This is a genomic window from Metapseudomonas otitidis (assembly GCF_011397855.1).
GTDB classification, from domain to species: Bacteria; Pseudomonadota; Gammaproteobacteria; order Pseudomonadales; family Pseudomonadaceae; genus Metapseudomonas; species Metapseudomonas otitidis.
Genome location: NZ_AP022642.1, coordinates 5818734 through 5843717, shown reverse-complemented (window position 1 = coordinate 5843717; position 24984 = coordinate 5818734). Strand labels below are relative to the sequence as shown.

At 68.0% G+C, this 24984-nt stretch carries 24 protein-coding genes; 11 read left to right on the top strand and 13 right to left on the bottom strand.

Annotated elements, in window-relative coordinates:
* Positions 1 to 9: 9 nt before the first annotated feature.
* The 3 genes from tauC to tauA all read right to left on the bottom strand — a co-directional run bounded on the left by tauC (position 10) and on the right by tauA (position 2729).
* Entirely contained in the window at positions 10 to 840 is an 831-nt protein-coding gene (tauC, locus tag PotMrB4_RS27030; protein ID WP_172434926.1) for a taurine ABC transporter permease TauC, read from the bottom strand.
* Positions 837 to 1619, bottom strand: coding sequence for a taurine ABC transporter ATP-binding subunit (gene tauB, locus PotMrB4_RS27025; RefSeq protein ID WP_172434925.1), 783 nt, complete (start codon positions 1617 to 1619; stop codon positions 837 to 839). Before tauB ends, tauC begins: the two co-directional genes overlap by 4 nt.
* A 129-nt stretch (positions 1620 to 1748) precedes the next feature.
* Positions 1749 to 2729: a taurine ABC transporter substrate-binding protein gene (tauA, locus tag PotMrB4_RS27020; RefSeq protein WP_172434924.1), complete on the bottom strand. Its 981-nt coding sequence runs from the start codon at positions 2727 to 2729 to the stop codon at positions 1749 to 1751.
* A gap of 550 nt (positions 2730 to 3279) precedes the next feature.
* On the opposite strand from tauA, the gene PotMrB4_RS27015 reads away from it, so the two are divergent.
* The 8 genes from PotMrB4_RS27015 to PotMrB4_RS26980 all read left to right on the top strand — a co-directional run bounded on the left by PotMrB4_RS27015 (position 3280) and on the right by PotMrB4_RS26980 (position 10379).
* The gene (locus tag PotMrB4_RS27015; protein WP_172434923.1) at positions 3280 to 4632 is read left to right on the top strand and encodes an OprD family porin; all 1353 of its coding nucleotides are present in this window, start codon (positions 3280 to 3282) and stop codon (positions 4630 to 4632) included.
* 326 nt (positions 4633 to 4958) lie between these two features.
* On the top strand, positions 4959 to 5597 hold the full coding sequence (locus tag PotMrB4_RS27010) for a peroxiredoxin (protein ID WP_044413884.1): 639 nt from the start codon (positions 4959 to 4961) through the stop codon (positions 5595 to 5597).
* 16 nt (positions 5598 to 5613) lie between these two features.
* Entirely contained in the window at positions 5614 to 6189 is a 576-nt protein-coding gene (gene ssuE / locus PotMrB4_RS27005) for an NADPH-dependent FMN reductase (RefSeq protein WP_172434922.1), read from the top strand.
* Positions 6190 to 6292: 103 nt separating this feature from the next.
* Positions 6293 to 7258, top strand: coding sequence for a sulfonate ABC transporter substrate-binding protein (locus PotMrB4_RS27000; RefSeq protein ID WP_172434921.1), 966 nt, complete (start codon positions 6293 to 6295; stop codon positions 7256 to 7258).
* A gap of 109 nt (positions 7259 to 7367) precedes the next feature.
* Positions 7368 to 8525 carry an FMNH2-dependent alkanesulfonate monooxygenase gene (gene ssuD, locus PotMrB4_RS26995; protein ID WP_160481459.1) on the top strand — a complete coding sequence of 386 codons (1158 nt, stop codon included), beginning with the start codon at positions 7368 to 7370 and terminating at the stop codon, positions 8523 to 8525.
* A 10-nt stretch (positions 8526 to 8535) separates the two neighbouring features.
* Positions 8536 to 9321: an aliphatic sulfonate ABC transporter permease SsuC gene (gene ssuC / locus PotMrB4_RS26990; RefSeq protein ID WP_044413872.1), complete on the top strand. Its 786-nt coding sequence runs from the start codon at positions 8536 to 8538 to the stop codon at positions 9319 to 9321.
* Positions 9318 to 10127, top strand: coding sequence for an aliphatic sulfonates ABC transporter ATP-binding protein (ssuB, locus tag PotMrB4_RS26985; RefSeq protein WP_172434920.1), 810 nt, complete (start codon positions 9318 to 9320; stop codon positions 10125 to 10127). Before ssuC ends, ssuB begins: the two co-directional genes overlap by 4 nt.
* A 36-nt stretch (positions 10128 to 10163) precedes the next feature.
* Positions 10164 to 10379: a TOBE domain-containing protein gene (locus PotMrB4_RS26980; protein ID WP_003455791.1), complete on the top strand. Its 216-nt coding sequence runs from the start codon at positions 10164 to 10166 to the stop codon at positions 10377 to 10379.
* Positions 10380 to 10702: 323 nt separating this feature from the next.
* On the opposite strand, the gene aguA is transcribed toward PotMrB4_RS26980, so the two are convergent.
* From aguA to PotMrB4_RS26945, 7 genes are all read right to left on the bottom strand, one after another.
* Entirely contained in the window at positions 10703 to 11809 is a 1107-nt protein-coding gene (gene aguA / locus PotMrB4_RS26975; protein ID WP_172434919.1) for an agmatine deiminase, read from the bottom strand.
* A 61-nt stretch (positions 11810 to 11870) separates the two neighbouring features.
* Positions 11871 to 12752 carry an N-carbamoylputrescine amidase gene (gene aguB, locus PotMrB4_RS26970; protein ID WP_172434918.1) on the bottom strand — a complete coding sequence of 294 codons (882 nt, stop codon included), beginning with the start codon at positions 12750 to 12752 and terminating at the stop codon, positions 11871 to 11873.
* Between the two features lie 187 nt (positions 12753 to 12939).
* The gene (locus PotMrB4_RS26965; protein WP_044405254.1) at positions 12940 to 13584 is read right to left on the bottom strand and encodes a TetR/AcrR family transcriptional regulator; all 645 of its coding nucleotides are present in this window, start codon (positions 13582 to 13584) and stop codon (positions 12940 to 12942) included.
* 61 nt (positions 13585 to 13645) lie between these two features.
* Positions 13646 to 14101 (bottom strand): NfeD family protein, encoded by a 456-nt coding sequence (locus PotMrB4_RS26960; protein WP_044405257.1) that lies wholly within the window; start codon positions 14099 to 14101, stop codon positions 13646 to 13648.
* A 2-nt stretch (positions 14102 to 14103) separates the two neighbouring features.
* Positions 14104 to 15024, bottom strand: coding sequence for an SPFH domain-containing protein (locus PotMrB4_RS26955; protein ID WP_044405260.1), 921 nt, complete (start codon positions 15022 to 15024; stop codon positions 14104 to 14106).
* A gap of 123 nt (positions 15025 to 15147) precedes the next feature.
* Positions 15148 to 16932, bottom strand: a complete 1785-nt coding sequence (locus PotMrB4_RS26950) for a GspE/PulE family protein (protein WP_044405263.1) — start codon at positions 16930 to 16932, stop codon at positions 15148 to 15150.
* Positions 16933 to 17064: 132 nt separating this feature from the next.
* Complete coding sequence (locus PotMrB4_RS26945; protein ID WP_172434917.1) at positions 17065 to 17397, bottom strand: hypothetical protein; 333 nt, start codon at positions 17395 to 17397, stop codon at positions 17065 to 17067.
* A 126-nt stretch (positions 17398 to 17523) separates the two neighbouring features.
* Between PotMrB4_RS26945 and PotMrB4_RS26940 the strand changes: the two genes are divergently transcribed.
* Positions 17524 to 17994: an Lrp/AsnC family transcriptional regulator gene (locus PotMrB4_RS26940; protein ID WP_044405265.1), complete on the top strand. Its 471-nt coding sequence runs from the start codon at positions 17524 to 17526 to the stop codon at positions 17992 to 17994.
* An 872-nt stretch (positions 17995 to 18866) separates the two neighbouring features.
* On the opposite strand, the gene argC is transcribed toward PotMrB4_RS26940, so the two are convergent.
* From argC to PotMrB4_RS26925, 3 genes are all read right to left on the bottom strand, one after another.
* The gene (argC, locus tag PotMrB4_RS26935) at positions 18867 to 19814 is read right to left on the bottom strand and encodes an N-acetyl-gamma-glutamyl-phosphate reductase (protein WP_074972312.1); all 948 of its coding nucleotides are present in this window, start codon (positions 19812 to 19814) and stop codon (positions 18867 to 18869) included.
* Positions 19815 to 19889: 75 nt separating this feature from the next.
* Positions 19890 to 20555, bottom strand: coding sequence for a DUF502 domain-containing protein (locus PotMrB4_RS26930; RefSeq protein ID WP_044405272.1), 666 nt, complete (start codon positions 20553 to 20555; stop codon positions 19890 to 19892).
* Positions 20556 to 20598: 43 nt separating this feature from the next.
* The gene (locus PotMrB4_RS26925) at positions 20599 to 21966 is read right to left on the bottom strand and encodes a CYTH domain-containing protein (RefSeq protein WP_160481454.1); all 1368 of its coding nucleotides are present in this window, start codon (positions 21964 to 21966) and stop codon (positions 20599 to 20601) included.
* A gap of 292 nt (positions 21967 to 22258) precedes the next feature.
* On the opposite strand from PotMrB4_RS26925, the gene argE reads away from it, so the two are divergent.
* Entirely contained in the window at positions 22259 to 23422 is a 1164-nt protein-coding gene (gene argE, locus PotMrB4_RS26920; protein WP_172434916.1) for an acetylornithine deacetylase, read from the top strand.
* 250 nt (positions 23423 to 23672) lie between these two features.
* Entirely contained in the window at positions 23673 to 24971 is a 1299-nt protein-coding gene (gene argA / locus PotMrB4_RS26915) for an amino-acid N-acetyltransferase (RefSeq protein WP_142013558.1), read from the top strand.
* The last annotated feature ends 13 nt before the right edge of the window (positions 24972 to 24984 follow it).

Here is a 24984-nt window from a genome sequence, read left to right as displayed (position 1 = left end):
GGGCCTCGATCAGTGGTTCTGCCCGTGCCAGGGCACGAGCTTGCGTTGCAGGGTGCGCAGGCCGAGTTCCAGGGCGAAGGCGACCAGGGCGATGACCAGGATGCCGAGCACCACGACGTCGGTGACCAGGAACTGCGCGGCCGACTGGACCATGAAGCCGAGGCCCTGGGTGGCGGCCACCAGTTCGGCGGCGACCAGGGTCGACCAGCCGACGCCGAGGCCGATGCGCACGCCGGTGAGGATGTCCGGCAGGGCGCTGGGCAGGACCACGTGGCGGATCAGCTGCGCCGGGGTGGCTCCGAGTGACTGCGCTGCACGCAGGCGCGCCGGGTTGACGTTGCGCACGCCGGTGGCGGTGGCGATGGCGATGGGGGCGAAGATGGCGAGGAAGATCAGCAGCACCTTGGACAGCTCGCCGATGCCGCACCAGATGACGATCAGCGGCAGGTAGGCCAGCGGCGGGATCGGCCGGTAGAACTCGATCAGCGGGTCGAAGATGCCGTGGGCGATGCGGTTGCGGCCGATGGCGATGCCCAGCGGGATGGCGGTGAGCACGGCGGCCAGCAGGGCGGTGCCGATGCGCGCCAGGCTCGCCAGCAGGTGCGCCCAGAGGCTGGAATCCATGTAGCCCTGGGTGGCCAGCTGCCAGCCCTTGCGCAGCACCGCCTGGGGGCTGGGCAGGAACAGCGGCTCGATCAGGCCGGCGGTGGTCACCGCCCACCAGGCCAGCAGCAGGCCGACGAGGGTCAGGCTGCTGATGGCGAAGGTGGAGAGGCGCCAGGTGCGGGGTGCGGCGGCCGCTGCCTTGTTTTCCGGCAGGGGCAGGTCGAGGCTGCTCATGCGCTTCTCCTTTGCCGTTCGGCGAAGACCTGGGCGAGGACGTGTTCGCGGGTTTCGATGAAGGCCCGGTCGGACTTGATCGCCCGTGCACTCTCGCCGGCGGCGTAGCGGCGGCCGAAGTCGAGGGTCAGGCGCTCGCTGATGCGACCGGGGTTGGGTGACAGGAGGATCAGGTCGGTGGCGAGGAACACCGCTTCCTCAATGTCGTGGGTGATCAGGAACACCGGCTTGGCGGCGCGCTGCCAGACCTGCAGCAGCAGCTCCTGCATCTGTTCGCGGGTGAAGGCGTCGAGGGCGCCGAAGGGTTCGTCCATCAGCAGCACGCGCGGGTCGGCGGCCAGGGCCCGGGCGATGCCGACGCGCTGGCGCTGGCCCCCGGAGAGTTCCCAGATCTGCCGCTTCTCGAAGCCGGCGAGGTCGACCAGGGCGAGCATCTCGCGGGCCTTGGCTTCACGCCGCGCACGGGGCACGCCGGCCAGTTCGAGGCCGAAGGCGACGTTGCCGAGGACGTTCTGCCAGGGCAGCAGGGCGTCGTCCTGGAACACCACGCCACGCTCGGCGGAGGGGCCCTGCACGGGCTTGCCGTCGAGGCTGATGCGACCGTCGCTGGGGGGCACGAAGCCGGCGATGAGGTTGAGCAGCGTGGTCTTGCCGCTGCCGGAAGGCCCCAGGGCGACCAGCAGCTGCTGTGGCCCGAGGGAGAGGGAGATGTCGGTCAGTACCGGCTCGGCCGTGCCGGGGTACTGTGCGCTGATGCGCTCCAGCTGGAGTAAGGCCATTTTCTTCGACGCTCTTCTGAATGTGTCGGATCGAGCGAGTTGGAGCGGGGCCAGTCGCAAACGACCGGGGCTGCTGCAGGTGAGCAAGCCCAGGTCGTTTTCAACAACGCCCCGCCGACGCGCAGCCGATCAGTTGGTGACGTACTTGGCGCTCACGTAGGGGGCGTAGTCCGGCAGCACCGCATCGACCTTGCCCTGCTCCTTGAGGAAGGTGGCGGTCTGGTTGATGGCCTGGGTGGTTGGCGCGCCGAGGGCGGTGACCTGGTCGGCGGCCAGCGGGAAGACGTTGCCCTGCAGCAGCAGCGGGATGTCCTCGGCCTTGGCGCCGGAGAGCTTCACCACCTTGTCGATGTTGGCCTTGTCGGCCAGCCAGGCTTGCGGGTCCTTGCGGTAGTCGGCGTAGGCGTCGAGGGTCACCTTGGCGAAGGCGCGGACCGCCTCGGGGTGCTTCTCGGCGAAGTCCTTGCGCACGATCCAGGCGTCGAAGGTCGGGGCGCCGAGCTTGCCCAGCTCACCGGAGCTGATCAGCACCTTGCCGTTGGACTTGGCCACGCCGAGGGCCGGGTCCCAGACGTAGGTGGCGTCGATGTCGCCGCGCTGCCAGGCGGCGATGATGGCCGGCGGCGCGAGGTTGAGGATGGTCACCTTGCTCGGGTCGATCTTCCAGTGCTTGAGGGCGGCCAGCAGGCTGTAGTGGCCGGTGGAGACGAAGGGCACGGCGATCTTCTTGCCGACCAGGTCCTCGGGCTTGGCGATGCCGGCGCCGTTGCGGGCGACCAGGGCCTCGGCGTCGCCGATCTGGGTGGCGATGAGGAAGGTCTGGATCGGCAGCTGGCGGGTGGCGGCCGCCGCCAGGGGGCTGGAGCCGACGTAGCCGATCTGCACGTCACCGGAGGCGACGGCGGTGATGACTTCGGCGCCGCTGTCGAACTTGCGCCAGTCGATCTTGGCGTTGCTGGCCTTTTCATAGGCACCGTCGGCCTGGGCGACTTTCGCCGGGTCCACGGTGGTCTGGTAGGCGACGGTGAAATCCGCGGCCTGCGCGCTGATGGCCAGGCCGCCGAGGGTCAGTGCCGCCAGCAGGCGACGGGGAAACAGAGAGCTGATCATGGTGGTGCTCCTAAACGGGCGACGGGCCGGTTCGGAGGCCGGGCCACGGGACGGGAATCGGGGTTTTCTCAGGGTGTCCGGTGGTCCGGTGAAGCGAAATCTAAATGATCTAAAAACAGCTCAATAAATACTATTTGGTTATTAGTTTATGAGCGGCCGTGAGGGTGCCGACGCCTTTGCAGGCCAGGAGAGGCGTGGGACTGCGAATTCCGTCCGCTGCCGAGTCATTGGGGATGGCGCCAGGCGACCAAAGTCGGTAATTTGCGCGCCCTTTCGAGTAACTGATGTGACCCGTCCAAGGGCAGCTCCCCGCCAGAGGGAGGCTATCAGGCGTTTTATTCGATTTAGTTACAACAACGTGACGATAAATTCTTTTTAAGAATTAAATCCCTTGTCCTAGATTGGCCGCCACCTGAGGCAGGCCCACTGCAAGGGGCGCTACGGGGATTTTCTGACCCACGGGTCATTCCACTTCGCTAGTCGTCTGTACATAGCGGTGTGCACGTCACCGACCAGAACAACCTAGAAACACGCACCACTGGAGCATTGCATGAACAAATCTACCCTGGCCCTGGCCATCGCTGGCGGCCTGCTGGCCCAACAGGCCGTTGCAGGCGGTTTCATCGAAGACAGCAAGGCCACCCTCGGCCTGCGCAACTTCTACATCAACCAGGACAACCGCGAAGGCACTGCCAATCCTTCCAAGCAGGAAGAGTGGGGCCAGGGCTTCATCCTCAACTACACCTCCGGCTACACCGAAGGCACCGTGGGCTTCGGCGTCGACGCCCTGGGCCTGCTGGGTGTGCGCCTGGATTCCGGCAAGGGCACCCACTTCAACAACGGCAGCAATGCCTACGGCGGCACTGTATTCCCCTCCGAAAGCAATGGCCGCGCTGTGGATAACTTCAGCAGCCTGGGCCTGACCGCCAAGGTCCGCTTCTCCAAGACCGAGGCTCGTCTCGGCACCCTGCAGCCGAAGCTGCCGGTGGTGTCCTTCAACGACGGCCGCCTGCTGCCGCAGACCTTCGAAGGTGGCCAGGTCACCTCCAACGAGATCGATGGCCTGACCCTGACCGGTGGCCAGCTCGAGCACGCCAAGGGCCGTAACTCCAGCGACGCCCGTGGCCTGTCCATCGGTGGTGCCAACAGCCCCACCAACTACCGGAACGGCCAGTTCAGCAACAAGTTCTACTTCGCCGGTGGCGACTACAAGGTCACCAAGGACCTCACCGCGCAGTACTACTACGGCAACCTGGAAGACTTCTACAAGCAGCACTTCCTGGGCCTGACCCACAACCTGCCGATCGGTCCGGGCAGCCTGAAGTCCGACCTGCGCTACTTCTACAGCACTTCCGATGGCCTGAACTCCAGCGCCGCCGGCCGCAGCCTGGGCTACCGCAGCTCCGGCAAATGGGCCAGCACTGACCCGCTGCGTGGCGAAGTGGACAACCGCACCTGGAGCGGCATGTTCACCTACACCCTGGGCAGCCACGCCGCCAGCCTGGGCTACCAGCAGGTTTCCGGCGACAGCGCCTTCCCGTTCCTGAACCAGGGCGACGGTGCCACCGCCTACCTGATCACCGACCGTCAGATCGGCAAGTTCCTCAGCGCCGGCGAGCGCACCTGGGTGGCTGAGTACGGTTACGACTTCACCAAGGCCGGCGTACCGGGCCTGAAGGCCGTCGCCACCTACCTGAAGGGCAGCGGCATCGACAACCCCACCGGTGGCGACCTCGGCGAATGGGAGCGTGACTTCCGCCTGGACTACACCCTGCAGGACGGCCCGCTGAAAGGCCTGGGCTTCTCCTGGCGTAACGCTGCCTTCCGCAGCGACGTCGGCGGCACCACCCGCGACCAGGACGAGAACCGCCTGATCGTCAGCTACACCCTGACCCTGCTGTAAGCGGCGTCATCGAGCCCCGCTTCCGCCCCTGGCGGAGGCGGGGCTTTTTTGTGCCTGGGATTCGGGGGAGGGCAGGGCGTTGGCCTGCTGGGAAGGTGTTCGCCTGGCGTGCGGTACGGCGTCCCAGCCGGTCCACGACGCCAGGCAAAGCGGTCGTCCGGGGCACGGATTTGGCGAGCAGCGCGCGCTCCTGCGGGGAGGGAAGTGAGCTGATCTGCATAGCTCTTAAAGTTATAAATAAATTGTCATTTATTCTTTTTAATTTTCAAAAACCTTGCGCATAGTGAGCTCCACGGAACGCCACCCCACGACAGAGGAGCCACACCATGACCATCCGACTCGGCGACATCGCCCCCGACTTCGAACAGGATTCCAGCGAAGGCCGCATCCGCTTCCATGAGTGGCTCGGTGGCAACTGGGGCATCCTTTTCTCCCACCCGGCGGACTTCACCCCGGTGTGCACCACCGAGCTGGGCCTGACCGCCAAGCTCAAGGACGAATTCGCCGCCCGCGGCGTCAAGGCCATCGCCCTGTCGGTGGACCCGGTGGACTCCCACATCCGCTGGATCGATGACATCAACGAGACCCAGAACACCGTGGTCAACTTCCCGATCATCGCCGACGCCGACCGCAAGGTGTCCGACCTCTACGACCTGATCCACCCCAACGCCAACGACACCCTCACCGTGCGTTCGCTGTTCATCATCGACCCGAACAAGAAGGTGCGGCTGATCATCACCTACCCGGCCAGCACCGGCCGCAACTTCAACGAGATCCTGCGGGTGATCGACTCCCTGCAGCTGACCGACAACCACAAGGTCGCCACCCCGGCCAACTGGCAGGACGGCGACGACGTGGTGATCGTCCCCTCGCTCAAGGACGAGGACGAGATCAAGCAGCGCTTCCCCCGCGGCTACAAGGCCGTACGCCCCTACCTGCGCCTGACCCCGCAGCCCAACCGCTGAGCCTGGAGGCACGACCATGGTGGTGGTGACCCTATCCGGCAGTCCCAGCCCGAATTCCCGCTCTGCCGCCCTGGTGGCGCGTGCGCGGCACTGGCTGGAGCGGCACGGGGTCGAGGTGACGGGGTTCGCCGTGCGCGACTTCCCCGCCGAGGACCTGCTGCACGCGCGCTTCGACAGCCCCCGCGTGCAGCACCTGATCGAACAGGTCGGCCAGGCCGACGGGGTGCTGGTGGCCACGCCGGTCTACAAGGCGTCGTTCGCCGGCGCCCTGAAGACCCTGCTGGACCTGCTGCCCGAGCGGGCCCTGGCCGGCAAGGTGGTGCTGCCCATCGCCACCGGCGGCAGCAAGGCCCACATGCTGGCGGTGGACTACGCCCTGCGCCCGGTCCTGGCGGCCCTCAAGGCCGAGGACGTGCAGCACGGCGTGTTCGCCGACGACAGCCAGGTGGCGTTCGAGAACGGCGGGGTGCAACTGGCCCCGTCCCTGGAACAGCGCCTGGACGAAGCCCTTGAACGGTTCCACCAGGCCCTGGCCCGCCGGCCGCGCCCGCTGGACCCGAACGCCCTGCGCCACGCGCGCTGGAGCGTCTGACACGAACAACCCGCTCCCTGTGGAGCAACCGAACCGGCCTTACTCTCCCGCCAACGAGGCGAGCAGGCGCACACAAGCACGAGCGAAGTACGAGGAGAGCGCCATGCGCACCATCACTTTGCGTCGGAGCCTGGCTGCGCTGTTCACCGCGGCCCTGGCATTCGGCGCCATCACCCAGGCACAGGCCGAGACCCTGCGGATCGGCTACCAGAAGTACGGCACCCTGGTGCTGCTCAAGGCCAAGGGCTCCCTGGAGAAGCGCCTGGCCGCCCAGGGCATCGACGTCAAATGGACCGAGTTCCCCGGCGGCCCGCAGCTGCTGGAAGGCCTCAACGTCGGCTCCATCGACTTCGGCGTCACCGGCGAGACCCCGCCGGTGTTCGCCCAGGCTGCCGGCGCCGACCTGCTCTACGTCGCCTACGAACCGCCGGCGCCCACCAGCGAGGCGATCCTCGTGCCCAAGGGCTCGGCGATCCAGTCGGTGAAGGACCTGGCCGGCAAGAAGGTCGCCCTGAACAAGGGCTCCAACGTGCACTACCTGCTGGTCCGCGCCCTCGAAGAGGCGGGCCTGAAGTACAGCGACATCCAGCCCGTGTACCTGCCCCCGGCCGATGCCCGCGCCGCCTTCGAGCGTGGCAGCGTCGACGCCTGGGTGATCTGGGACCCCTTCCAGGCCGCCGCCGAGCAACAGCTGCAGGCCCGCACCCTGCGCAACGGCAGCCAGCTTGTGGATAACCACCAGTTCTACCTGGCCACCCGGGCGTACGCGACCCAGCACCCGCAGGTGATCAGCGCCCTGGTGGAAGAGGTCCGCGCCGTGGGCGAGGACTCCAAGGCCGACCCGGACAAGGTGACCGAGCAGGTCGCACCGCTGCTCGGCCTGCCCAGGGACATCACCGCCATCGCGGTGAAGCGCCAGGGCTACGGTGCCCAGTTCCTCAGCCCGGAGGTGGTCACGGCGCAGCAGAAGATCGCCGACACCTTCACCGACCTGAAGCTGATCCCGAAAAAACTCAGCATCAAGGACGTGATCTGGACGCCGCCCGCCAAGGTCGCCCAGCAACCCTGACCCACGCCTGTCCCCGCGCCCGGACGGCGCGGGGAAGGCCCTGCTACCGCACACGAACCATCATCGCGCGGCTACGCCACGCCGGCGCGCTCACCCTGGAGTTATTGCGATGAGTCTCAACCTCTTCTGGTTCCTGCCGACCCACGGCGACGGCCACTACCTCGGCACATCCGAGGGCGCCCGTGCCGTCGACCACGGCTACCTGCAGCAGATCGCCCAGGCGGCCGACCGCCTCGGTTTCGGCGGCGTGCTGATCCCCACCGGCCGTTCCTGCGAGGACTCCTGGCTGGTCGCCGCCTCGCTGATCCCGGTGACCCAGCGCCTGAAGTTCCTCGTGGCCCTGCGCCCGGGGATCATTTCGCCCACCGTCGCCGCGCGCCAGGCCGCCACCCTCGACCGCCTCTCCGGTGGCCGGGCCCTGTTCAACCTGGTGACCGGGGGCGACCCGGACGAGCTGGCCGGCGACGGCCTGCACCTGAACCATGAGGAGCGTTACGAGGCTTCCGTCGAATTCACCCGCATCTGGCGCCGCGTGCTGGAGGGCGAGACCGTCGACTACGACGGCAAGCACATCCAGGTGAAGGGCGCCAAGCTGTTCTACCCGCCGCTGCAGCAACCGCGCCCGCCGCTGTACTTCGGCGGTTCCTCCGAGGCTGCCCAGGACCTGGCCGCCGAGCAGGTGGAGCTGTACCTGACCTGGGGCGAGCCACCGGCCGCCGTGAAGGAGAAGATCGAACAGGTGCGCGCGAAAGCCGCCAAGCTTGGCCGCAGCGTGCGCTTCGGCATCCGCCTGCACGTCATCGTGCGCGAAACCAACGAAGAAGCCTGGGCTGCCGCCGACCGCCTGATCGCCCACCTCGACGACGCCACCATTGCCAAGGCCCAGGCGGCCTTCGCCCGCTTCGATTCCGTCGGCCAGCAACGCATGGCCGCCCTGCACAACGGCAAGCGCGACCAGCTGGAAGTCAGCCCCAACCTCTGGGCCGGCGTCGGCCTGGTGCGTGGTGGTGCCGGTACCGCACTGGTGGGCGATGGCCCCACCGTGGCCGCGCGGGTCAAGGAGTACGCCGACCTCGGCATCGATACCTTCATCTTCTCCGGCTACCCGCACCTGGAAGAGTCCTACCGCGTGGCGGAGCTGCTGTTCCCCCACCTGGACGTGGCGCGCCCGCAGGCGAGCGATGGCCTGGCCTTCGTCAGCCCCTTCGGCGAGATGGTGGCCAACGAGGCGCTGCCCGAGCGTCGCCTCAAGGTCTCGCAGAGCTGAGGGTGCCGAGATGAACGTCCAATCAATCCTCCAGCGCCTCGCGCCCTGGGCCTTGCCGGTGGCGTTGCTGGTCGCCTGGCAGGTCGCCGTCGAGACCGGCCTGCTTTCCACCCGCATCCTCCCGGCGCCCAGCGCCGTGGTCACCGCCGGCTGGCACCTGGTGGCCAGCGGTGATATCTGGACCCACCTGGCCATCAGCGGCTGGCGCGCCGGCATCGGCTTCGCCATCGGCGGCAGCATCGGCCTGCTGCTAGGCTTCATCACCGGGCTTTCCGCCTGGGGCGAGCGGCTGCTGGACAGCTCGGTGCAGATGATCCGCAACGTGCCGCACCTGGCGCTGATCCCGCTGGTGATCCTGTGGTTCGGCATCGATGAGTCGGCGAAGATCTTCCTCGTTGCCCTCGGCACCCTGTTCCCCATCTACCTCAACACCTACCACGGCATCCGCAACGTCGACCCGGCGCTGGTGGAGATGGCGCGCAGCTACGGCCTCTCCGGCTTCGGCCTGTTCCGCCAGGTGATCCTGCCCGGCGCGCTGCCCTCGATCCTGGTGGGGGTGCGCTTCGCCCTCGGCTTCATGTGGCTGACGCTGATCGTCGCCGAGACCATCTCCGCCAATGCCGGCATCGGCTACCTGGCGATGAACGCCCGGGAGTTCCTGCAGACCGACGTGGTGGTGCTGGCGATCGTGCTCTATGCCGTCCTCGGCAAGCTGGCCGATCTCGCCGCCCGGGGCCTGGAGCGCGCCTGGCTGCGCTGGCACCCGGCCTACCAGCCCAAGGGAGGTGCGGCATGAATGCGTTGTCCACGCCGCAGCACCTCAAGCGCGGCATTCCTCTGGCGGTGCAGGGCATCGGCAAATCCTTCGGTGAGCGGGAGGTGCTCAAGGGCATCGACCTGCGCATCCCCGCCGGCCAGTTCGTCGCCGTGGTCGGCCGCAGCGGCTGCGGCAAGAGCACCCTGCTGCGCCTGCTGGCCGGCCTCGACCAGCCCAGCCGGGGCGAGCTGCTGGCCGGTTCGGCCCCCCTGGCCGAGGCCCGTGAGGACACCCGGCTGATGTTCCAGGACGCGCGCCTGCTGCCCTGGAAACGGGTGATCGACAACGTCGGCCTGGGCCTCTCCGGCGACTGGCGGCCCAAGGCCCTGGAAGCCCTGGAGGCGGTGGGCCTGGCCGACCGCGCCCGGGAATGGCCGGCGGCGCTGTCCGGCGGCCAGAAGCAGCGCGTGGCCCTGGCCCGTGCGCTGATCCACCAGCCGCGCCTGCTGCTGCTGGACGAACCGCTGGGCGCGCTGGACGCGCTGACCCGCATCGAGATGCAGCAACTGATCGAGCGGCTCTGGCAGCAACACGGCTTCACCGTGCTGTTGGTGACCCACGACGTGAACGAGGCGGTGGCCATCGCCGACCGGGTGATCCTGATCGAGGACGGCGCCATCGGCCTCGACCTCACGGTCGACCTGCCCCGGCCGCGTACCCGTGGCTCGGCCCGGCTGGCGGCGCTGGAGGCCCAGGTCCTCGAACGCGTGCTGTCGCAGCCGGCGCCGCCGCCGGAACCCGAACCTGTTTCACCCCTGCCCACGCAGTTGCGCTGGGCTCTCTGATCTTCATCCCACGACCCCGAGCAAAGGAAAAACGCCATGACCATCAAAGCCATCAACGTCCGCAACCAGTTCAAGGGCACCATCAAGGAAATCATCGAAGGCCCGGTGCTGTCGGAGATCGACGTGCAGACCGCCGCCGGCATCGTCACCTCGGTGATCACCACCCGCTCCGTGCGCGAACTGGAACTGGGTATCGGCTCCGAGGTGATCGCCTTCGTGAAGTCCACCGAGGTGTCCATCGCCAAGCTGTGAGGCAGCGGGGTGTGATCGTGGGGAGAAGCGGGGATCGCTGCGCGATCCTTCGCGGATGAATCCGCTCCCACATGACCGTGCCTTGTACCGACATGAAGAGCCCCCGCGTTTGCGGGGGCTCGTTCGTTGGGGACCGCTGCGTGGTCCTTGGGCGAATGAATTCGCCCCTACAAACCGATCCGTGTGGGAACGCATTCGTGATGACGCACGGTGCGCCCTCGGGGTGTAGGGGATTGCCCGACGAAACCGCTCCCACAGGAAAGTGCCTTGTGCCGGAATGAGAAAGCCCCGCGTTCGCGGGGCTTCGTTCATCCAGCGGTGGCTCAGCGCTTCTGCGGTGCCGGCTGCTGCTGGGTGATGCAGTGGATGTTGCCGCCGCCGAGGAGGATCTCGCGGCCGGGCACCATCACCACGTCGTGCTGCGGGAACAGGCGCTTGAGGATCGCTTCGGCCTCGGCGTCCTTCGGGTCGTCGAACTTCGGCGCGACGATGCCGCCGTTGACGATCAGGAAGTTGACGTAGGAGCCCGCCAGCCGGATCGACGGGTCGCGCTCCTGGGTGCCTTCCACCAGGTCGACGCCGGCGCATTCTTCCTCGGTGGCGTGAATCGGGCCGGGGATCGGCATCTTGTGCACCACCAGCTGGCGGCCCTTGGCGTCGCGTGCCTGCTCCAGCACCTTCATCGCGGCCTGGCAGCGCGAGTAGTTGGGGTTGGCCGGGTCGTCGGTCCAGGCCAGCAGCACTTCGCCCGGGCGCACGTAGCAGCAGAAGTTATCCACATGGCCGTCGGTCTCGTCGTTGTAGAGGCCATCCGGCAGCCAGATGATGGTGTCCACCGCCAGGTGGTCGCGCAGCACCGCTTCGATCTCCTCGCGGTTCAGGTGCGGGTTGCGGTTGCGGTTGAGCAGGCATTCCTCGGTGGTGATCAGGGTGCCTTCGCCATCGACGTGGATGGAGCCGCCTTCCAGCACGAAGCCTTCGGTGCGGTAGCGGGCGCAGCCTTCGATCTCGAGGATCTTGCGGGCCACCTGGTCGTCACGCTGCCAGGGGAAGTAGAGGCCGCCGTCGAAGCCGCCCCAGGCGTTGAACGCCCAGTCCACGCCGCGCACTTCGCCCTGGTCGTCGATGACGAAGGTGGGGCCGGTGTCACGCACCCAGGCGTCGTCGGTGGTGATCTCCACCACGCGGATGTTGGCGTCGTCCAGGCGCGCGCGGGCGTTCTCGTACTGGGCGGCGGAGGCGCACACGGTCACCGGCTCGAAGCGGGCGATGGCCTTGGCCACGGCGGTGAAGGCGGCCTGGGCGGGCTTGCCGCCGAGGCGCCAGTTGTCCGGGCGCTCGGGCCAGACCATCCAGGTGCGGGTGTGGGGCGCCCACTCGGCGGGCATGTGGAAGCCATCGGCGCGGGGCGTGCGGATCGGGGTGCTCATGGGGCGGTCCTTGGTGGAGGGCGCAGGCCGTTGATGAGGCCGGCCTGCGGCGCCGGGTCGGTCATTCGGAGAGGGTTTCGCCGTCGAGGGTCGCGATCGGCCAGTACAGGTTAGGACGGCGGTCGCGGAACACGCCCCAGGCGGTGCGTACCTTCTCCAGTTCGTCGAGGTCGAAGCGGTGGACAAGGATACCTTCTTCGACCTCGTTGAGTTCAGCCACCTTGCGGCCGAACTGATCGGCGATGAAGGAGGAGCCGTAGAAGGTGATGTCGTAGCCGTCCTGCTCTTCGCGGCCGATGCGGTTGGAGGCGATCAGCGGCATGACGTTGGCGCCGGCATGGCCCTGCTGCACGCGCTGCCAGTGGTCGCGGGAGGTGATGGTGGCGTCGTGGGGTTCGCTGCCGATGGCGGTGGGGTAGAACAGCAGTTCGGCGCCCATCAGCGCCATGCTGCGGGCGCATTCGGGGAACCACTGGTCCCAGCAGATGCCGACGCCGATGCGGGCGTAGGCGGTGTCCCAGACCTTGAAGCCGGTGTCGCCGGGGTTGAAGTAGTACTTCTCGTGGTAGCCGGGGCCGTCCGGGATGTGGCTCTTGCGGTAGACGCCGAGGTTGCTGCCGTCGGCGTCGAGGATGGCGATGCTGTTGAAGCGGGCACGGCCGGCGCGTTCGAAGAAGCTGATGGGCAGCACCACCTTGAGTTCGGCGGCGAGCCGGCTGAAGTGGGCGATGGCGGCGTTCTCCTCCACCGGGGTGGCCAGCTGGGCGTAGTCGGCGTTGGGCTTCTGGCAGAAGTAGGGCGTCTCGAACAGTTCCTGGATCAGGATGATCTGCGCGCCCTGGGCGGCGGCCTGGCGCACCAGCTTCTCGGCATTGGCGATATTCGCGGCACGATCCCAGGAGCAGGCCATCTGGGTGGCGGCGACGGTAACGATGCGGGACATGGAACACCTCGTCGAACGGTTGCGGACCGGTGCCGGATATTCATCGGCATTCCGGGGGATTCCGTGCGATCGGTCGCGGTCCAGTCGCGCGGATGGCACCGTTATATTCGATAAAAATCCGTTTTGAAAGGGATTTTTAGCGCATGCACAGCGTGAAGAGGCTTTAAGCTCGATAACTATCGGCTTTTCAGGCGTCCTGGATGGCGTCGCGCTTGGGCAGGCAGTGCGGCAGGTAGAGCCCCAGGTAGGCGTCGAACACGCGCATGCCTTCCTCGGCCAGGCGCGGGGTGATGTGGCCGTGCTGCTGCACGGAACGCGCGTAGACGCGGTCGCCCAGCTCCATGGCCAGGGAGAAGACGTTCAGGTCCTCGGGCAGGGCGGGCAGCGGGAAGTGGCGCTCGAACACGGCGTGCATCAGGTGGCCCAGCTCGATGTCCAGCTGGCGGTCGGCCTGGGTCACTTCGGTGAGCCCGTGCTGGGCGAGGATCAGCTGGCGGGCGGCGGCGTCGGCGTCGTAGATCGCCAGCATGCGCTCCTCGACGATCCGCGACAGGTCGCGCCAGCTGCGCAGTGCGGCGTGGTCCACCGGTTGCTGCAGGCTGGCGCGGAAGGCGGCGTGAACGTCGGCGGTCAGCGCTTCGAGGATCGCCGGGACGCTGGAGAAGAAGTGGTAGACGGAGGAGGGCGGCATCTCCGCCCGCTCGGCGACGCTGTAGATCGACAGGTTGGCCACGCCCTGTTCGGCGAGCAGGCCCCGGGCGGCGTCGAGGATGGCGGCGATGCGCAACTGGCTGCTGGCGCGGGGCTTGCGGGCGGTGGCAGGGCGGGACATCGGCGGCTCCTCGGCGGTGAGGCGCTATTGGACGCCAGCCGCCGGGGCCGGGGCAAGGGGCTCAGTCCGCCGGGGCGGGCTCGACCTTCAGCAGCACGCCGTCCTGGCCGACCACGCGGACGTGGCTGCCGGCCGGCAGGTCCGGGCCGACCACCAGCCACACCGAGTCGCCGGCGCGGATCTTGCCGCGCCCGCCCTCGATGGCCTGCAACAGGGTGAACTGCCGGCCCAGCAGCTCCTGGCCGCGGCGGTTCAGGCCCGGCTGGTCGGAGGCGCGCACGGCCACCTGCTGGCGCCGCCACCAGTAGGCGGCGGTGGCCACGGCGAGCAGGCCGAAGAGCACGAACTGCGCCTGCCAGGGCAGGTCCGGCACGAAGAACACCAGGGCACCGACCCCGGCGGCGGCCAGGCCGATCCACAGCAGGTAGCCGCCGGCGCCGAAGACTTCGAGGATCAGCAGCAGGGTGCCGAGGGCCAGCCAGTCCCAGAAGGCGAGGTTCTGCAGGTACGCCAGCATGATCAGCCCTTCTTGTCGCCGAAGGTGGCCTTGACGATCTCGCCGATGCCGCCGACCGAGCCGATCACCTGGCTGGCTTCCAGCGGCATGAGGATCACCTTGCTGTTGTTGGCGCTGGCCAGGTTGCCGAGGGCTTCGACGTACTTCTGGGCGACGAAGTAGTTCACCGCCTGGACGTTGCCGGTGGCGATGGCGTTGGACACCACGCGGGTGGCCTCGGCTTCGGCGGCGGCGGCCCGTTCGCGGGCTTCGGCTTCGAGGAAGGCGGCGGCGCGCTGGCCTTCGGCGCGGAGTATCTCGGCCTGCTTCTGGCCTTCGGCGGTGAGGATGGCGGCGGAGCGGGAACCTTCCGCTTCGAGGATCTGCGCGCGCTTCAGGCGCTCGGCCTTCATCTGGCTGGCCATGGCTTCGACCAGGTCGTTGGGCGGGCTGATGTCCTTGATCTCGATGCGGGTGACCTTCACGCCCCAGGGGGCGGTGGCTTCATCCACGGTGTGCAGCAGACGTTCGTTGATGGCGTCGCGCTGGCTGAGCATGGCGTCCAGCTCCATGGAGCCGAGCACGGTGCGGATGTTGGTCATCACCAGGTTGCGGATGGCGTGTTCGAGGTTGTTCACCTCGTAGGCGGCCTGGGCGGTGTTGACCACCTGGAAGAAGCACACGGCGTCGATCTGCACCATGGCGTTGTCGGCGCTGATGGCTTCCTGCGGGGGGATGTCCAGCACGCTTTCCATGACGTTGACCCGACGGCCGATGCGGTCCACCACCGGGACGATGATGTTCAGGCCGGGCTTGAGGGTGGTGGTGTAGCGGCCGAAGCGCTCGACGGTCCACTCGAAGCCCTGGGGCACGATCTTGAACCCCATGAAGACGATGGCCACCGCGAGGGCGACGAAGAGGATGACGACGGTACTGATGCCCATGCTGTACTCCTTGGCAGTGTGTCGGGCGGGGCGTTGCGCCCCGTGGTCCAGGTCGGTTGGCCCGGCACCTTTGCACAGCTCAGTGTGGCCTGCAAATACGCGGGGCGCCGCCGAGTCCCGTGGTTATTTCTGTTCGCTCTGGGGGGTGACGCGCAGCACTTCCTCCACCGTGGTCTGGCCGGCGGCGATCTTCTGCGCGCCGGACAGGCGCAGGCTGCGCATCCCGTCCTTGAAGGCCTGGCGACGCAGGGCGACGAGGTCGGTGTCGGCGGTGATCAGGCTCTTCACGCCGTCGCTCAGCAGCATGATCTCGTAGACCCCGGCACGGCCGCGGTAGCCGGTGTCGCGGCATTCCAGACAGCCCACGGCGCGGTGCGCGCCGGTGGGCAGCGGGGCGCTCCAGGGGCGGGTGAGGTTCTGCCAGTCCTCTTCCTCCAGCTCCATGGGCGCCTTGCAGTGCGGGCACAGGGTGCGCACCAGGCGCTGGGCCATGACGCCGAGCAGGGTGGCGCGCAGCAGGTAGTAGGGCACGCCCAGTTCCAGCAGGCGGGTGATGGCGCTGGGGGCGTCGTTGGTGTGCAGGGTGGAGAGCACCAGGTGGCCGGTGAGGGCGGCCTGGATGGCCATCTCGGCGGTCTCCAGGTCGCGGATCTCGCCGACCATGATGATGTCCGGGTCCTGGCGCATCAGCGCGCGCACGCCGCTGGCGAAGCTGAGGTCGATGTTGTGCTGCACCTGCATCTGGTTGAAGGCGCCTTCGATCATCTCGATGGGGTCTTCGATGGTGCAGACGTTCACCTCGCTGGTGGCCAGCTGCTTGAGCGTGGTGTAGAGCGTGGTGGTCTTGCCCGAGCCGGTGGGGCCGGTGACCAGAATGATGCCGTTGGGCTGGTGGGTCATGCTCTGCCAGCGCTTCAGGTCGTCCTGGGAGAAGCCCAGCTGGTCGAAGCTCTTGAGCAGCACCTCGGGGTCGAAGATCCGCATCACCATCTTCTCGCCGAAGGCGGTGGGCAGGGTCGACAGGCGCAGTTCCACCTCGCCGCCGTCCGGGGTCTTGGTCTTGACCCGGCCGTCCTGGGGCTTGCGCTTCTCGGCCACGTTCATCCGCCCGAGGCTCTTCAGGCGGCTGACGATGGCCATCGTGACCTGGGGCGGGAACTGGTAGACGTTGTGCAGCACGCCGTCGATGCGGAAGCGCACGGTGCCCTGCTCGCGGCGTGGCTCGATGTGGATGTCGCTGGCGCGCTGCTGGTAGGCGTACTGGAACAGCCAGTCGACGATGTTGACGATGTGGGCGTCGTTGGCGTCCGGTTCCTGGTCGCTGGCGCCGAGCTTGAGCAGTTGCTCGAAGTTGCCCACGCCGCTGATCTTCTGGTCCACGGCGGTGGCGCCGCTGACCGATTTGGCCAGGCGGTAGAACTCGGTGGTGAAGCGTTGCAGGTCAGCGGGGTTGGCCACCACGCGCCGGATGGGGCGCTTGAGCACGTGGGTGAGGTTGCTCTCCCAGCTGTGCACGAAGGGCTGGGCGCTGGCGATGGTGACGCTCTCGCTGTCCACCGCCACGGCGAGGATCTTGTGGCGCTGGGCGAAGGCGTAGGACATCAGCGGGGTGACGGCGGCGACGTCGATCTTCAGCGGGTCGATGCGCAGGTAGGGCTGGCCGCAATAGTCGGCCAGCCACTGGGTGAGGGTCTCCAGCTCCAGCTTGCGGCCGGGGCGCTTGAGGTCGTCCACCTGCTGGCTGGCGAGGAACTCCAGCGGGTGCTGCTGGTTGTTCACCGCGCTGCGGCGGATGGCCAGGCATTGCTCGGCGGTGTCCTGGGCGATCCGGCCCTGGTTCACCAGCTCCCGGAGCAGGTCATTGAGATCCAGCCAGCGATCCTGGGCGGCCGATGCGAAAGCCGACATGCGTTCTCCTTGGTCGTGCAGTCCCGACGGGAAAGCGTAGTCAATGCGCCTTCCCCGCAGGGTGCCAAGGATGCCCGAAACCACCCTCCCAGGGCCAAGCTGTTTGCGTGACCCGGTCGGCAGCCTGACCGATCAGCCAGTAACCTGCAGCTCCACGCCGAGGATGCCGACCTGGCTGCGCAGGCGCCGGGCGATGACCTCGGCGCGGTGCAGCGGCAGGTCGGTGAGGACCACGTCGATGCGCAGGTCGTCGTCCAGGTGGCGGGCCTCCACCCGCCGCGGCAGCACCTGCAACTGGGCGAAGTGGCCGAGCAGGCGCAGCAGCATGTCCGGTTCGGCGGCGGCGTGCACGGCGAAGCGCAGCGGGCGAGGGGCCTCGTGGGGCTTCCAGGGGTCGCTGCGCGTCCCTTCGGTGGACGGGGTTGCGGGCAGCGGCTGGCAGGCGGCGGATTCGCGTTCGAACATGGCGGGGGCTCCGGTTGGGATGGGCACAGTTTCCCAGCCGAAGCGGCAAAATATCTGCCTATCTCGCGGGCTGATCCGGCTTTTTGCACATAGAATTTCCCCGTATTGCCTGATGAGGGGAAAAACATGCCTTTGGAACTGGACGCCTACGACCGCCGCATCCTCGACCTGTTGCAGGAAGACGCCGGGCTTTCCACCGCCGAGATCGCCGAGCGCGTCGGGTTGTCCCAGTCGCCGTGCTGGCGACGCATCCAGCGGCTCAAGGAGGAGGGGGTGATCCGTCGCCAGGTCACCCTGCTGGACCGGCGCAAGATCGGCCTCAACGCGCAGATCTTCGCCCAGGTGAAGCTCAACGCCCACGGCCGCTCCAACCTCACCGAATTCGCCGAGGCCATGCGCGGCTTCCCGGAAGTGCTGGAGTGCCATGTGCTGATGGGGGCGGTGGATTTCATGCTGCGCATCGTCACCCGGGACATCGAGGCCTATGAGCGCTTCTTCTTCGAGAAGCTGTCCATGGTGCCGGGCATCCAGGAGGTGAACTCCATCGTCGCCCTGTCGGAGATCAAGTCCACCACCTGCTTGCCGGTGGAGGGGTAGTGCTGGAACCTTCATGGGCACCCTTGTAGGGGCGACTTCAGTCGCCAAGCGGGCCGTAGGTCCGCTCCTCGAGGTCACGACGGGACCGCTGCGCGGCCCTTTCGCGAATGAATTCGCTCCTGCCGGGCGGGCCCACGGTGCACGGGACGGGACTGCTGCGCAGTCCTTGGGCGAATGAATTGGCTCTGTCTGCGTTAAGTGTTGCTAGAAGATTTGAACCCAGCTGATTGCCGAGCTCTGATGATGTTTCTGGTTTCGCCCCCCGGGCGAGTCCCTTTTTTCAATCGCCAAAAAAGGAACCAAAAACGCTTGCCCCATCATCCGGCCCCGGCTTCGCCGGGGTTCCCTCACTCCATCGCCGCTCTGGGGGCCGGCGCGATGGGCCATCCATGGCCTGGCGCGCCTCTCGCGGCATCCATGCCGCTCGTCCCCCGGCGCAACGACTGCGTTCGGCCTCCTGGAGGGGCGTTGGCGGCTGCTCCAACTTCTTCGTCCAGCGCATCGCCATGTGGTGCGCACGGGCTTTCGTAGGATGGGGCGGGCGGCGTTCCGCGAGCGAAGCGAAACCCATGCGGTGTCGGTGGCACGAACCCTTGGGCGCCCGGAAAGGGCCGTGCTTGAGCGCTTGCATTAAAGCCACAACAGCTAACGCAGACAGAGCCAATGAATTCGCCCCTACGGGAGCCGCCCATGAGCCGGCGTGCGGAGGGCGGACCGCGCTTCATCGGTCCACCTGGCGTGTAGCCCGGGCTTCAGCCCGGGAGCAGGGCGGACCATCCCCGGGCTGAAGCCCGGGCTACTGGACGGGTGATGCAAACCCCGCAGGCACAAAAAAGGCCGGCAGAGGCCGGCCTTTCTCGTTGTGCGGCGGGTCAGGCGTTGAGGCCGGTGGCCTCGTCGGCGCCGATGTGCACGTTCATGCACTGCACGGCGGCGCCGGCGGCGCCCTTGCCGAGGTTGTCCAGGCGGGCGACCAGGTTCAGGCGGTCGGCGGAGCCGAAGACGAAGAGGTCGACGCGGTTGGTGTCGTTGCAGCCCTGGACGTCGAAGAAGCCGCCGTCGAGGTTGCCGTCGTCACCGGCCGGCATCACCCGCACGAACTGCTCGCCGGCGTAGTGCTGGCGGTAGATCTCGGCGATCTCGGCGGCGCTGGCCTTGCGCGCCAGGCGCTCGGTGTAGAGCGGCACGGTCACGGCCAGGCCCTTGAGGAAGGGGCCGACGATGGGGTTGAACACTGGTGCCTGGGCCAGGCGGGCCTGGACGCGCATTTCCGGCAGGTGCTTGTGCTCCAGGCCCAGGGCGTAGGGGCGCGGGCTCATCAGCTTGGCGTCATTGCCGGCTTCGTACTGGGCGATCATGCCTTTGCCGCCGCCGCTGTAGCCGGTGAGGGAGAAGGCCGAGAGCGGGTAGTCGGCGGGCAGCAGGCCGGCATCGATCAGCGGGCGCACGGCGAGGATGAAGGCGCTGGCGTGGCAGCCGGGGACGGCGATGCGCTTGCTGGTGCGGATCTTCTCGCGCTGGCCGGCGGCCAGTTCCGGCAGGCCATAGGCCCAGCTGTCGTCGGTGCGGAAGGCGGTGCTGGCGTCGATGATGCAGGTGTTCGGGTTGGTCACCAGGGACACCGCCTCGCGGGAGGCGACGTCGGGCAGGCAGAGGAAGGCGACGTCGGCGGCGTTGAGGAAGCGCGCACGTTCGGCCGGGTCCTTGCGCTTGTCATCGGCGATGCGCAGCAGCTCCACGTCGGAACGGCCGGACAGGTAGTCGAGCAACCGGAGGCCGGTGGTGCCTTCCTGACCATCTACGAACACTTTGAAAACCATGGCGGACTCACTCGGTAAAGACGAAGGAACCCCAGCCGGGGCTGATGGGGCGTGCATTGTAACCAGGCCTGCAGGTCACGGCGATGGGCGCTCCTCGGCGGCCTTGCGGGCGGCGCCCGGGGGCGTCAGGCCCATGGAGACATAGACGCTGGTGAGGGCGTCGACGCCCATGTCGGCGGGGCGCACCCAGTCCACCGGGACGTAGAGCAGCCCGCCGCCCACCGGGATCGGCGCGGTGGGCACGAGGATGGCGCAGTAGGCGCGGCCTTCCAGCTCGATGGGCTCGGAGCTGGGCTGCAGTGCCAGCACGGCGGCGCCGTCGCCGCCGAAGAAGCACCACACCGGCTGCATGGTGGTGATGTCGGCGTTCTTGTCCTTGTCGAGCATGCCGACGAAGCGGTCGGCGACGTTGTAGACGTTGCCGATCAGCGGGGTGCGGCGCAGGGTCTGGTCGAACAGCCAGGCCAGCGGCCGGCGCAGGCCCAGCTGCACGGCGAGGCCCAGGGGGTAGAGGCTGCCCAGCAGCACCAAGGTGCCGACGAACCAGGCCAGGACCGGATTGCTGGCGAACGGCTGGCCGAGGGCGGCGAGCAGTTGGCCGATGAGGGTGGAGGGGCCCACCAGGCGGTTCAGCAGGCTGACGATCCAGGCCAGCAGCGCCAGGGTCAGGACCAGCGGCAGCAAGGCCAGCAGGCCGGTGAACCAGGTGGTGATCAGGGAGCGGAGGCTGTGCTTGAACATGCGGGGGCTCCAGGCCCGCCACCTGGGGTGGCGGGCCGGCGGGTCACTTCAGCAGGTGTTTCCAGCCCTTCAGGGTCAGCAGGTGCTGGGCCTGGGCGCTGCGGGCTTCACGGCTGGCGTCGTCCAGGGGCTGGGCGGCCAGTTCGGCGAGCTTGCTCAGTTCGCCGAAGCAGCGGTCCACCTCGGGCACCTCCACCAGCACGCCACGGGCCAGGCGCAGCCAGACCAGCAGGCGCTCGATGCGCGGCAGCTGCTCGGCCAGGTCTTCCGGCTGGCGGCGGTAGCGGTCCAGTTGCAGGGCGACGGCTTCCTCGGCCAAGAGGCGCGGAAGCCAGCGGCCGATGGCGGCCTGGCCCTGGCGCTCGCCGCGGGCGTTGCGGCCCTGGGTCCAGCTGCGGCCCAGCAGCCAGCGCGAGGCTTTCAGGGAGAACAGGCCCCAGCGGGTGCCGGCCAGTTCCTCGGCGAAGCGCGCCGGGGCGGCCTGGCGCACGCTTTCGTCGTCCTGGCCGGCGTTGACCACCGGGCGCCAGTCGCCGATCAACGCATCCAGCGCCTGGCGCAGCTCATGGCTGGTGGGGCGCGGAGCGGCCTGGCCGAGGCTGCCCAGCAGGGCGCGCAGGTCGACCAGTTGCTGCAGCCAGTCGGCCAGCAGCTTCCAGTGGCCGTTGAAGCGGTACTGCTCGGCCAGGCGCTGGCTGTTGCCCAGCAGGGTCCAGCCGAGGGCGGGGATAGTGTCGTCCAGCGGCTGTTCGAAGGCGAGTTCGGGGGCGGGCAGGCTGACGCTGTAGCTCTGGGCGTCATACAGGCGGTAGCCGCGCTCGGCCTTGCTGATGTCGCAGGGCATCAGCGGCAGGTCGGCGGCCAGGGCCTCGGCCAGCTCCAGCAGGGCCTCGGGCTCGCCCTGGCGCAGCTCCAGCTCCAGCTCGCAGATTTCTTCCGCCTGGTCGCCGGCGATGACCTTGCCCAGGTCCAGGGCGGCTTCGATCACCACCTTGGCCTTGCCACGGCCCCAGGCCACTTCGGCGCGCTGGCGCACGAAGTCGGTGGTGAACAGCGGGGCCAGGGTCTTCTTGTCCAGCTCGGCAAGGCTGGCGGGCCAGCACTCGTCGCTGAGCTTTTTGGTGTCCAGCTTGGCCTTGGGCAGGTACCAGTCCCACTCGTTGCGCTCGGACAGCCCGGCCACGCTCTGGCCACGGGTCTTCAGGGTCTGGATGAACTGGTCGCCGTCGCGGCGCATGCGCAGCGCCACGCGGGCCTGGGCCAGGTCGCGGGCGGGGGTGTCGTAGTACTGGTTGAACAGTTCGCGGGTCTCCCAGCCACCCTTGATGCGCTTCTTCAGCAGCGGGTGGTCGCGGAGGGCGTCGAGGGTCTCGCGGCTGGCGCGGAGCTTGATTTCGGTTTCTTTCTGCATGGCCGGACTTTCTGGTGCAGCGCGGGATGGCTGTCGAGGGCGTGAAGTCTACAGCAGCGCGGCGGGGCCTGCCGGGAGGTTTTGCCAGCGGTGGCGCCTTCCACGAGCCTGTCCACGCTCGGCTGCGCGTCGGGCCTGCGGCGTTGAGAACCCGCTCGTGCGCGAGTCCGATCAAAATGCTCATTTACACAACGTAAACTGTGCTTTTTCGCCGTTTCTCGCCTTGCATGCCTCTAGCTCGCAAGCGCGTGAACAGGCTCTTATGATGGGCGCTCGTCGGTGGAGAACCCCCATGCGCCTTCCAGACCTGAAGACCCAGTTCGCTGCGTTGATCGCCGCGCCCTCGGTCAGTTGCACCCAGCCCCATTGGGACCAGTCCAACCTGCCGGTCATCGAGCTGCTGGCCGCCTGGCTGGGCGAGCTGGGCTTCACCTGCGAGATCCAGACCGTGGCGCCGGGCAAGGCCAACCTGCTGGCCACCCTGGGCAGCGGCCCTGGCGGCCTGGTGCTGGCCGGGCACAGCGACACCGTGCCCTTCGACGCGGCGCTGTGGAAAACCGACCCGCTCGCCCTCACCGAGGTGGGCGACCGCTGGTACGGCCTGGGCAGCTGCGACATGAAGGGCTTCTTCCCGCTGGTGATCGAAGCGGTGCGCGGGCTGGATGGGCAGGTGCCACGCCAGCCGCTGATCGTTCTCGCCACCTGCGACGAGGAAAGCTCCATGTCCGGCGCCCGCGCCCTGGCAGCGGCCGGTCGGCCCCTGGCGCGGGCGGCGGTGATCGGCGAGCCCACCGGGTTGAAGCCGATCCGCCTGCACAAGGGCGTGATGATGGAGCGCATCGACATCCTCGGGCAGAGCGGCCACTCCTCCGACCCGGCGTTGGGCCGCAACGCCCTGGAGGCCATGCACGAGGGCATCGGCGAGCTGCTGGCGCTGCGCCGCGAATGGCAGGCGCGCTTCCACAACCCGCTGTTCAACGTGGCGGGGCCGACCCTCAACCTGGGCTGCATCCACGGCGGCGACAACCCCAACCGCATCTGCGGCCAGTGCAGCCTGGAGTTCGACCTGCGGCCCTTGCCGGGCATGGAGCCCGAGGTACTGCGCGAGGCCATCGGCCAGCGCCTGCGCCCGGTGGCCGAGCGCCACGGCGTGTCCCTGGACTACCGGCCGCTCTATCCGGCGGTGCCGCCGTTCGAGGAGCCGGCCGACAGCGAGCTGGTGCAACTCGCCGAACGTCTAACCGGGCATGCCGCAGAAGCGGTGGCCTTTGGCACCGAAGCACCGTATCTTCAGCACCTCGGCTGCCAGACCCTGGTGCTGGGCCCTGGCGACATCGCCTGCGCACACCAGCCCGACGAGCACCTCGAACTGTCACGGATCGCACCTACGGTGGCGCTGTTGCGTCAGTTGATCCGCCATTACTGCATCACCCCAACCCAACCAGGGCACCTCTGAAACGTAGGCGAGGCCGTCAGCGCAAGGCAAAAACAGGCGAAAAAGCGCAGTTTACGTACGGTAAATGAGCATTTTGAGCCGGTTTTTAACGCCGCGATGACAACGCAGGTAGTTTCAGAAGTGCCCGCCAGATGACTCCCCAGGAGGGCTTCCGTTGATGTTGCTGCGACGACGATAAACGCAACGCCACCTGCTCCGTTTCCGGAGTAGCACCGTTCATTTCGCCCCCGTCACAGGCATTCGGAATCCCATGCACGACTACGTCAACTGGCTGCGCCATGCTTCGCCCTACATCAACGCCCACCGGGACTGCACCTTCGTGGTGATGCTGCCCGGCGAGGGGGTTGCCCATCCGAATTTCGGCAACATCGTCCACGACCTGGTGCTGCTGCACAGCCTGGGCGTACGCCTGGTGCTGGTGCACGGTTCGCGCCCGCAGATCGAGGCACGCCTGGCCGCGCGCGGGCTGACCCCGCACTTCCACCGCGACCTGCGCATCACCGACGGCCCCACCCTGGAATGCGTGATCGACGCCGTGGGCCAGCTGCGTATCGCCATCGAGGCGCGGCTGTCCATGGACATCGCCGCCTCGCCGATGCAGGGCTCGCGGCTGCGGGTCACCGGCGGCAACTTCGTCACCGCGCGGCCCATCGGCGTCGTCGACGGGGTCGACTACCACCACACCGGCGAGGTGCGCCGGGTCGACCGCAAGGGCATCGGCCGCCAGCTGGACGAGCGCTCCATCGTGCTGCTCTCGCCGCTGGGCTATTCCCCCACCGGGGAGATCTTCAACCTGGCCTGCGAGGACGTGGCGACCCGTGCCGCCATCGACCTGGGCGCGGACAAGCTGGTGCTGTTCGGCGCCGAACGCGGGCTGATCGACGAACACGGCCGGCTGGTGCGCGAGCTGCGCCCGCAGCAGGTGCCGCAGCACCTGGCGCGGCTGGGCAACGGCTACCAGGCCGAGTTGCTGGACGCGGCGGCCCAGGCCTGCCGCAGCGGGGTCAAGCGCAGCCACCTGGTGAGCTACGCCGAGGACGGTTCGCTGCTCACCGAGCTGTTCACCCGTGACGGCGGCGGCACCCTGGTGGACCAGGAGCAGTTCGAGTCCCTGCGCGAGGCCACCATCGACGACGTGGGCGGGCTGATCGAGCTGATCACTCCGCTGGAGGAGCAGGGCATCCTGGTGCGTCGCTCGCGGGACGTGCTGGAGCGGGAGATCGGCCAGTTCAGCATCGTCGAGCGCGACGGCCACATCATCGCCTGTGCGGCGCTCTACCCGATCGCCGATTCCGAGGCGGGGGAGCTGGCGTGCCTGGCGGTGAACCCGGAGTACCGCCATGGCGGTCGCGGGGACGAGTTGCTGGAGCGCATCGAGGAGCGGGCCCGGGCCCTGGGCCTGAAGACCCTGTTCGTCCTCACCACCCGTACCGCCCACTGGTTCCGCGAGCGCGGCTTCCAGCCCAGCGGCGTGGAGCGCCTGCCGGCGGCGCGGGCCTCGCTGTACAACTACCAGCGCAACTCCAAGATCTTCGAGAAGGCGCTGTAACGAAGCGGGCTGC

Bases quoted from the DNA above. Each gene is read 5' to 3' on its own strand.
- PotMrB4_RS26925 (WP_160481454.1), bottom strand. From the start codon at position 21,966: ATGCAGAAAGAAACCGAAATCAAGCTCCGCGCCAGCCGCGAGACCCTC.
- PotMrB4_RS26965 (WP_044405254.1), bottom strand. From the start codon at position 13,584: ATGTCCCGCCCTGCCACCGCCCGCAAGCCCCGCGCCAGCAGCCAGTTG.
- ssuD (WP_160481459.1), top strand. From the start codon at position 7,368: ATGAGTCTCAACCTCTTCTGGTTCCTGCCGACCCACGGCGACGGCCAC.
- PotMrB4_RS27015 (WP_172434923.1), top strand. From the start codon at position 3,280: ATGAACAAATCTACCCTGGCCCTGGCCATCGCTGGCGGCCTGCTGGCC.
- ssuC (WP_044413872.1), top strand. From the start codon at position 8,536: ATGAACGTCCAATCAATCCTCCAGCGCCTCGCGCCCTGGGCCTTGCCG.
- argC (WP_074972312.1), bottom strand. From the start codon at position 19,814: ATGGTTTTCAAAGTGTTCGTAGATGGTCAGGAAGGCACCACCGGCCTC.
- ssuE (WP_172434922.1), top strand. From the start codon at position 5,614: ATGGTGGTGGTGACCCTATCCGGCAGTCCCAGCCCGAATTCCCGCTCT.
- tauC (WP_172434926.1), bottom strand. From the start codon at position 840: ATGAGCAGCCTCGACCTGCCCCTGCCGGAAAACAAGGCAGCGGCCGCC.
- PotMrB4_RS26930 (WP_044405272.1), bottom strand. From the start codon at position 20,555: ATGTTCAAGCACAGCCTCCGCTCCCTGATCACCACCTGGTTCACCGGC.
- argA (WP_142013558.1), top strand. From the start codon at position 23,673: ATGCACGACTACGTCAACTGGCTGCGCCATGCTTCGCCCTACATCAAC.
- PotMrB4_RS26955 (WP_044405260.1), bottom strand. From the start codon at position 15,024: ATGGGCATCAGTACCGTCGTCATCCTCTTCGTCGCCCTCGCGGTGGCC.
- tauA (WP_172434924.1), bottom strand. From the start codon at position 2,729: ATGATCAGCTCTCTGTTTCCCCGTCGCCTGCTGGCGGCACTGACCCTC.
- argE (WP_172434916.1), top strand. From the start codon at position 22,259: ATGCGCCTTCCAGACCTGAAGACCCAGTTCGCTGCGTTGATCGCCGCG.
- aguA (WP_172434919.1), bottom strand. From the start codon at position 11,809: ATGAGCACCCCGATCCGCACGCCCCGCGCCGATGGCTTCCACATGCCC.
- ssuB (WP_172434920.1), top strand. From the start codon at position 9,318: ATGAATGCGTTGTCCACGCCGCAGCACCTCAAGCGCGGCATTCCTCTG.
- PotMrB4_RS27000 (WP_172434921.1), top strand. From the start codon at position 6,293: ATGCGCACCATCACTTTGCGTCGGAGCCTGGCTGCGCTGTTCACCGCG.
- PotMrB4_RS27010 (WP_044413884.1), top strand. From the start codon at position 4,959: ATGACCATCCGACTCGGCGACATCGCCCCCGACTTCGAACAGGATTCC.
- PotMrB4_RS26950 (WP_044405263.1), bottom strand. From the start codon at position 16,932: ATGTCGGCTTTCGCATCGGCCGCCCAGGATCGCTGGCTGGATCTCAAT.
- aguB (WP_172434918.1), bottom strand. From the start codon at position 12,752: ATGTCCCGCATCGTTACCGTCGCCGCCACCCAGATGGCCTGCTCCTGG.
- PotMrB4_RS26945 (WP_172434917.1), bottom strand. From the start codon at position 17,397: ATGTTCGAACGCGAATCCGCCGCCTGCCAGCCGCTGCCCGCAACCCCG.
- PotMrB4_RS26940 (WP_044405265.1), top strand. From the start codon at position 17,524: ATGCCTTTGGAACTGGACGCCTACGACCGCCGCATCCTCGACCTGTTG.
- tauB (WP_172434925.1), bottom strand. From the start codon at position 1,619: ATGGCCTTACTCCAGCTGGAGCGCATCAGCGCACAGTACCCCGGCACG.
- PotMrB4_RS26980 (WP_003455791.1), top strand. From the start codon at position 10,164: ATGACCATCAAAGCCATCAACGTCCGCAACCAGTTCAAGGGCACCATC.
- PotMrB4_RS26960 (WP_044405257.1), bottom strand. From the start codon at position 14,101: ATGCTGGCGTACCTGCAGAACCTCGCCTTCTGGGACTGGCTGGCCCTC.